Annotated in this window: 12 protein-coding genes; all 12 read left to right on the top strand. The window is 68.9% G+C overall.

The window, feature by feature from the left end:
• The first annotated feature begins 120 nt into the window (after positions 1-120).
• The 12 genes from AB0K18_RS43235 (at position 121) to AB0K18_RS43180 (ending at position 5,831) form a co-directional block, all read left to right on the top strand.
• Positions 121-429 (top strand): hypothetical protein, encoded by a 309-nt coding sequence (locus AB0K18_RS43235; protein ID WP_364926811.1) that lies wholly within the window; start codon positions 121-123, stop codon positions 427-429.
• Positions 417-593 carry a hypothetical protein gene (locus AB0K18_RS43230; RefSeq protein WP_364926809.1) on the top strand — a complete coding sequence of 59 codons (177 nt, stop codon included), beginning with the start codon at positions 417-419 and terminating at the stop codon, positions 591-593. Before AB0K18_RS43235 ends, AB0K18_RS43230 begins: the two co-directional genes overlap by 13 nt.
• Complete coding sequence (locus AB0K18_RS43225; protein ID WP_364926807.1) at positions 590-1,069, top strand: hypothetical protein; 480 nt, start codon at positions 590-592, stop codon at positions 1,067-1,069. Before AB0K18_RS43230 ends, AB0K18_RS43225 begins: the two co-directional genes overlap by 4 nt.
• Entirely contained in the window at positions 1,066-1,452 is a 387-nt protein-coding gene (locus AB0K18_RS43220; protein WP_364926805.1) for a hypothetical protein, read from the top strand. Before AB0K18_RS43225 ends, AB0K18_RS43220 begins: the two co-directional genes overlap by 4 nt.
• Before the next feature lie 67 nt (positions 1,453-1,519).
• Positions 1,520-2,014, top strand: coding sequence for a hypothetical protein (locus tag AB0K18_RS43215; RefSeq protein ID WP_364926803.1), 495 nt, complete (start codon positions 1,520-1,522; stop codon positions 2,012-2,014).
• Positions 2,011-2,775, top strand: a complete 765-nt coding sequence (locus AB0K18_RS43210; RefSeq protein ID WP_364926801.1) for a hypothetical protein — start codon at positions 2,011-2,013, stop codon at positions 2,773-2,775. The genes AB0K18_RS43215 and AB0K18_RS43210 overlap by 4 nt, the downstream gene beginning before the upstream one ends.
• 73 nt (positions 2,776-2,848) lie before the next feature.
• Positions 2,849-3,700 (top strand): RNA ligase family protein, encoded by an 852-nt coding sequence (locus AB0K18_RS43205; RefSeq protein WP_364926799.1) that lies wholly within the window; start codon positions 2,849-2,851, stop codon positions 3,698-3,700.
• Positions 3,697-3,876: a hypothetical protein gene (locus AB0K18_RS43200; RefSeq protein ID WP_364926797.1), complete on the top strand. Its 180-nt coding sequence runs from the start codon at positions 3,697-3,699 to the stop codon at positions 3,874-3,876. The genes AB0K18_RS43205 and AB0K18_RS43200 overlap by 4 nt, the downstream gene beginning before the upstream one ends.
• Positions 3,877-4,005: 129 nt before the next feature.
• Positions 4,006-4,275: a hypothetical protein gene (locus tag AB0K18_RS43195; protein WP_364926795.1), complete on the top strand. Its 270-nt coding sequence runs from the start codon at positions 4,006-4,008 to the stop codon at positions 4,273-4,275.
• Entirely contained in the window at positions 4,268-4,699 is a 432-nt protein-coding gene (locus AB0K18_RS43190) for a hypothetical protein (protein ID WP_364926793.1), read from the top strand. Before AB0K18_RS43195 ends, AB0K18_RS43190 begins: the two co-directional genes overlap by 8 nt.
• A gap of 38 nt (positions 4,700-4,737) precedes the next feature.
• The gene (locus AB0K18_RS43185) at positions 4,738-4,998 is read left to right on the top strand and encodes a hypothetical protein (protein ID WP_364926791.1); all 261 of its coding nucleotides are present in this window, start codon (positions 4,738-4,740) and stop codon (positions 4,996-4,998) included.
• A gap of 26 nt (positions 4,999-5,024) precedes the next feature.
• A complete protein-coding gene (locus tag AB0K18_RS43180; RefSeq protein WP_364926789.1) occupies positions 5,025-5,831 on the top strand; it encodes a hypothetical protein in 807 nt (268 codons plus the stop codon).
• The last annotated feature ends 169 nt before the right edge of the window (positions 5,832-6,000 follow it).

The raw sequence follows: 6,000 nt of genomic DNA, 5'->3' as shown, positions 1-6,000 counted from the left end.
CACTTCTGCCGGAGGCGCCTACACCGACGAGACCGAGGAACTGCGGTGGAGCATCAACCTCGGTGAGCCCGTCACCACCGCCGAAGCCCTCGCCGTCATCGCTGCCAGGAGGTCCAACCGATGAACACCCCTACGAATGAAACGCCTGACGAGATTCCGGACGACAGCAGCCTGGAGTCCTACTACCTCACCGACCAGGCGGGGCATATGCAGGAACTGACCTGGGGAGAGCTCAAGCGGCTGGCCGCTGACCAGCCGGACGCTGCCAAGGTCGTCCTGTCCTCTGACCCCGAAGGCAATCGCTTCGTCCCGCTCGGCATGGTGAGCCCGAACGCCCACTTCGTGCCCAGCCCGGACGGCTGGGACAACGAGGTGATCGGGAAGGCCCGCCCCGGCAGCACGCCCTGCCTGCTGCTGTGGCCGCTGTGATCGACCCGCTGGTGTACGGCGACCCCGCCGCCTTCGTCCTCGACCACGAGCTGCCGGCCGACGACGAGCTGGCCATCCCGTGCCAGCCCGGCTGCGGCGCCGACGAGGGCGAGCCCTGCAGGCAGCCCTGCCCACCCCCGACCCGATCCCGTGAGGACGCATGACCACCACCACCCTCCCGTCGCTTGCCGACATCTACTCCGGCGCAGCCGAGATCCTGCGCACTCTCGGCTGGGTCCAGGAGGTCTATGTCGCCGACATCTACCCGCCCGAGCGGCCCACCGAGGAGTGCCCGGTGTGCCTGATCGAGGCCATCTTCCGCGCCGCTGGGCTGCCGCCGAAGTCGTGGCCGGACGGTCACGACGACTCCGAGGACCAGGAGGCGCGCTGGAACCTGGCCGAGGCTGCGGCGGAGGCCCTGGCCGCCCGGCTGGGCTACGACCGCGACAAGACGCCCGACGCCGACAAGCCCGACAAGCCGTACTGGCTGGTCGCCTGGAACGACGCCGAGGCTCGCACGCTCGCCGAGGTCCTGGCCGCGCTCGACGAGGCCGCCCGCGAGGCGGCCGACCCAGAAGCTTCTGCTCCCGCCGAGGAGCAGGGGAACCACCCAACCCCCTCTGAAAGGGAAACAGCATGACGATCCTCGTCAACCACAAACTCGCCGACGACGTCCGCGCCCTGGCCGACCGGCTCGGCGAGGTCCGCTTCCGCAGCGTCACCCGCAGGGCGTTTCCCGGTCTGGTCCACTTCCGGATCCACCCGATGGCCAGTACCCTCACGGCGGCCGAGATCTACCTCGACACCGATGACGGGCAGCTCCTCGGCACCGTCCTGCCCAAGGAAGGCAAGGAGGCATGGGGCGAGGCCGACGCCCTGACCCTGCTCGCCACCCTCCTGCCGGAGGAGGCCGCACCGGTCAAGCCGAAGACCACGCCGGCGAAGTCCACACCGGCCAAGGCCAAGGACCCGGCCAAGCCCGCCCAGGCGAAGACACGCCGCACGACTGGCCGCACCTCCTAAACCCACCCAGTTCGCCGCCTAGGTAAGTGCTTACACTTACCTAGGCGGCGCCCCTCAAGGAGATCCCATGGACTTCACCGAAATGTGCCGTGAGCGCACAGGCCACACCCCCGAGGCGCTGGCCGAAGCCCTGCGAGCCCACGGCCCCATCAGCGCGCTGATGGGCTCTGCCTTCCTGTCCGCCTACTGGCACTGGCAGGGCATAGACCTGGAATACGGTCGTGCCCTCGCAGCCGCCCGCCGCGCCCTGCACGAGCAGGGCGACGCTGGGAAAGGTGAGATGCGCGCCAGCAACCTGAACGGCGTGCTGCAGAACTACGGCCTCCGCGTGGACATCCTGTCCGCCCGCTGCGAGGACGCCCGCAACCGGCTGACCGGCATGCTGTCCCAGGCCGCCGAGACGCTGACGCTGCCCGAGGTGAACGCGTCGGCCCGCAAGGAGCTGGCAGAGCTGGTCGCGGCCTTCCGCGCCGCGCACCAAGACGTCCGCGACAGCGAGCACGACGACGCGCACGCCCTGGCCGACGCCGTCGAAGCTTTGCTGCTGGGCGAACGGACATGAGGCACAAGCACGTAATCCAGATGTCGGGCGGCGCCGGGTCCTTCCTCGCGGCGGAGCGGGTCAAGGCGCAGCACGGCACCCACGACATGGTGCTGCTGTTCGCCGACACCGGGACCGAGGACCCGGACCTGTACCGCTTCCTGGACGACGCCTGCGCTCACCTCGGCGTGCCCCTGACGGTCGTCAAGGACGGCCGGACGCCCTGGCAGGTGTTCTTCGATGAGCACTTCCTGGGCAACAGCCGGCTCGCACCCTGCTCGAAGCGGCTCAAGCAGATCCCCTGCAGGAAGTGGCTGGAAGCCCACTGCGACCCGGCCACCACCACGGTGTACGTCGGCATCGACGCGTCCGAGAAGCGACGACTGCCCGGCGTGATCAAGGGATGGGAGGGCTGGCGCGTCGAGTTCCCGATGTGCGACGAGCCCCACCTGACGAAGGCGGAGATGCTCGACGAACTCCGCAAGCTCGACATCGCCGTGCCGCTCCTGTACCGGGTCGGCCTGGAACACAACAACTGCGCTGGCCTCTGCGTCCGTGCCGGCCAGCGCCAGTGGCTCCTCACCCTCCAGGCTTTCCCGGACCGCTACGCCTTCGCCGAGCGCCAGGAGCAGGAGTTCCGAGCGCAGTTCGGCAGGGACGTCGCGATTCTGACCGAGACACGGCGCGGCGTGAAGCGGCCCCTGACGCTGGCCGAGCTGCGCCGCCGCTTCGAGGACGGGACCGTGCGCGTGCCGGTGCCCGTGCCGACCTCGGCCACCTGACCAAGACCACCTGACCACACCACCACGGCGGCGGCCGGTCGGCCGCCGCCCATCCCCTCATGAAAGGCACGACGTGTCCCCTGAAGACCTGCGCCACCTGGCATTCGCCCGCAAGCTGGGCAGCGCAACCAAGTACCCGTCCATCCCGACCTACCACCAGGAAGGCCCGCGCGGCATGCTCCTGGAGGAGCTGCTGACGCCGTTCCCGGAGGGCAGCGTGGTGCGGCTGGAGGAGAAGCTGAACGGTTGGAACTGCCGCGTCGTCCTCGGCCGGGGCTGGTGGGCCATCGGCAGCCGGAAGGACTGGGTGGCTGTCTCCGCCGAGGACAGCTACAGCTCGGAGGGCGGCCTCGTAGAGGCGCTGAAGCCCGCCGTCAAACGCATCGACTATGACGCCCTGCTCGCCGAGGTCTGCGAGGATGTCCCCTCGAGCTGGGATCCGATCGTCACCCTGTATGTCGAGGTGTACGGACGCGAGGGGTCGGTGAAGGGCTGGCAGAGCTACGGCGACGGCAGCAAGGCCGGTGTGCGCCTGTTCGACGTGGCGCTGACCGACCCGCTGATCCTCGGCTGGGACATCGAGCGCATCGCCTCCTGGCGGCAGAACGGCGGGCAGGTGTTCATGCCGAGCCCGGTCGTGGACTGTGTCGCGAAGGTCACGAAGATCCGGCGGGTGCCGCTCCTGGCGACGATCGACACCAGAAAGCTGCCGACCACGGTCGACGACATGGCGTTCATGCTCAGGTACTACGGCACGACCCTGGCGCGCGTCACCAGCGGCGGCTCCCTCGTGGCGGAGGGCGTCATCATGCGGACCCTGACCCGCAGCATCATCGCCAAGGCGCACCTGGCCCGCTACGAGCGGACCCAGCGCCTGCGCGCCGAGGACAAGCGGCTCGCCGCGAAGAAGGCGGCCAGGGCATGAGCCTCGATCCCGTCGACGTCGTTCGGGCTGCGCTCATAGCGGAGAGCTCGTCGTGGAGCTCAAGCACGGAGTTCGACGACGCCGGCAACGCCGAGATCGTTTACCAGCTCGATCCGGACGAGGCCGCTTCGAAAGTGGTGGCGGAGCTCCGCCGGACGGGCCATCTTCCTGCTTAACCCCCTTGTGCTGGGCGCGAGTCGTAACGGGGGCGGCTCGCGCCCAGCAGTCGCGGCAGGCGTTAGGGCGGTGCGTGCCAGCACTACGCCAACAGTAAATGATCTTGATAGTTGAGTATGATCCGGAGTATGAGCGGAGACAGGAAAGCCCGGATCAGCATCACCGTGGACCCCGACGTCGTCGAATACGCCGAACACCTGGTCGCCATCGGCAAAGCCGCCAGCGTGGCCGCCGTCTTCAATGACGCCATCGCAACCAAGCGCCTCGCAGACCAGCGCGCACTCGCGCTGCTCCGCGAACGAGCCCGAAACGCCGACCGAGCCAAGGTCCAGCGCATGATGGCGCACGTGAACCGCCAACTCGCCGAGCACGGCTTCCCGAAGGCCGCCGGTGAGTGATTTCACACCTACGCCGCACATCCTTGACACGAGCGTCCTGGCTGACGTCGCTCGCGGTGACGCCGACCTGATCGGGTTCCTGCAGGACTTCGACCGGGCAGGCCAGGCCCTGGTCATTCCGTCGCTGGCAGCCGCGGGAGCCCTGCTGCACAGCCAGGGCCTCCCTGACGCGCAGGCGCTGCTCACCGGCCTGGCCGCGTTCGAGCGCGCCACTGTGGCGCCACTGGACGGCGTCCACCAGGCGGCCAAGCTCGCCGAAGTCATGGCGGTCACAGGGCTCGACGTTCACGACGCGCACGTGGCCGCCATCGCCGACGTGGCCGTCTGCCCCATCCTCACCCTGCAGGGCGACAAGTGGCAGGGACCAGCTCGTGCTCTGGAGCAGCCCCTCCACGTGATCGAAATCTCTGACCCACCCGAGTAGTGCCCGGGCCACTCGCGCCTGGGCGAAGGAGACACAGCATGACCTCCCCTGAACCTCAGGACGCGGCCGAGTGGCCGTACTACATTGATGACCCGCTGGTCGACCGCGCCGCGCACCGGCTCGAGCTCCACTCCGACTTCGAAGGCGGGCTCGGGTACTGCTTCGGCACGTGTTCGTGTGGCGAGTTCACCACCCCGACATGGGACGAGCACGCTGTGTCCGAGGCGTACGACCGGCACATGGGCCAGGTCCAGTACAGCGCACACGCCGCCGCCGCAGAGAAGGGCTCCCAGCAGTGACAGAGGAGCAGCAGCATCCGTACCGCGTGGCTGACGACGAAGGCGAGGGCTGGCTGCAGCACCCGCCGTTCGGCGACCGGGACGAGTACTACGACACCTACCCGCGCCGCGACCTCGGCGAGCTGTCATACGAGCAGCTCGCCGAGCAGCGCGGCCCGCTCCGCGAGGTGGGACTTCCCACGGATGAGGATGTGGCGCGGCTGGAGGAGGCGCTCACCACGGCCGGTCGCAAGGCGGCCACCACGGTCGCCGTGGCGCTGCTGAACGTCGCGATGGCCGCGGCCGAGCGGAATCGCGAGAAGTACGGCCACGGCCAGAGCAACCTCCTGACGGCCGGCCGCCCTGGCTCGTGGGAAGCCTCCACCCTCAATAGCGTCACCTGGAGCCTCGGACCGAACATCAAGGCAACCCGAGTCCACCCGGAAGCGCTCCAGACGATCGAGGAAGTTCTGCGCGGCTGGGTACTCGACCGGCCCGTGGTCGTCGAGGTCGCCGAGAACCTCGCAGCCGTGATCAGCCGCGTGGCTGACGACCACGGCGGCTGGGAGGCTATCGCGGACCGGTGGCTCGTCGCGCACGAAGGCGCCGAGACCGTACGCAACTGGATGTGCTCCCGGGCGTTCCGCACCCTCACCGAGTACGACGCCGTGTTCCTGGCCGAACGCAATCCCGAGAGCCTTCGCCAGCAGGTCGCCGAGGAACAGAAGTGGTGGCTTGAGGACGAGGGCCGCCGCACGAAGAGCAACCCGGCCGGGTTCGCCAACTTCTCCCGCATCATGAGCACGCACGTGCCCCTCACCCCGGAGAAGGCATCAGCCGACGAGGGCACATAAGGCGCACCACTGAAGGCGGCTCCACCTATCCCGGTGGGGCCGCTGCTTTTTGCCCGCCGCTGGTGTATCGTCGCCACTGCTGATGCTCCAGCCCCCGCTATCGCGGGGATCCCGAGCCGTCCCGCCCACGCAGGGACCGGCGCCGATCGGGGTAGCGGTGCTAACGACG

Origin of the sequence: Nonomuraea sp. NPDC049421, assembly GCF_040677005.1 — a bacterium.
In the GTDB taxonomy this organism is placed as follows: Bacteria; Actinomycetota; Actinomycetes; order Streptosporangiales; family Streptosporangiaceae; genus Nonomuraea; species Nonomuraea salmonea.
This window is presented reverse-complemented; position numbering and strand designations above follow the sequence as displayed.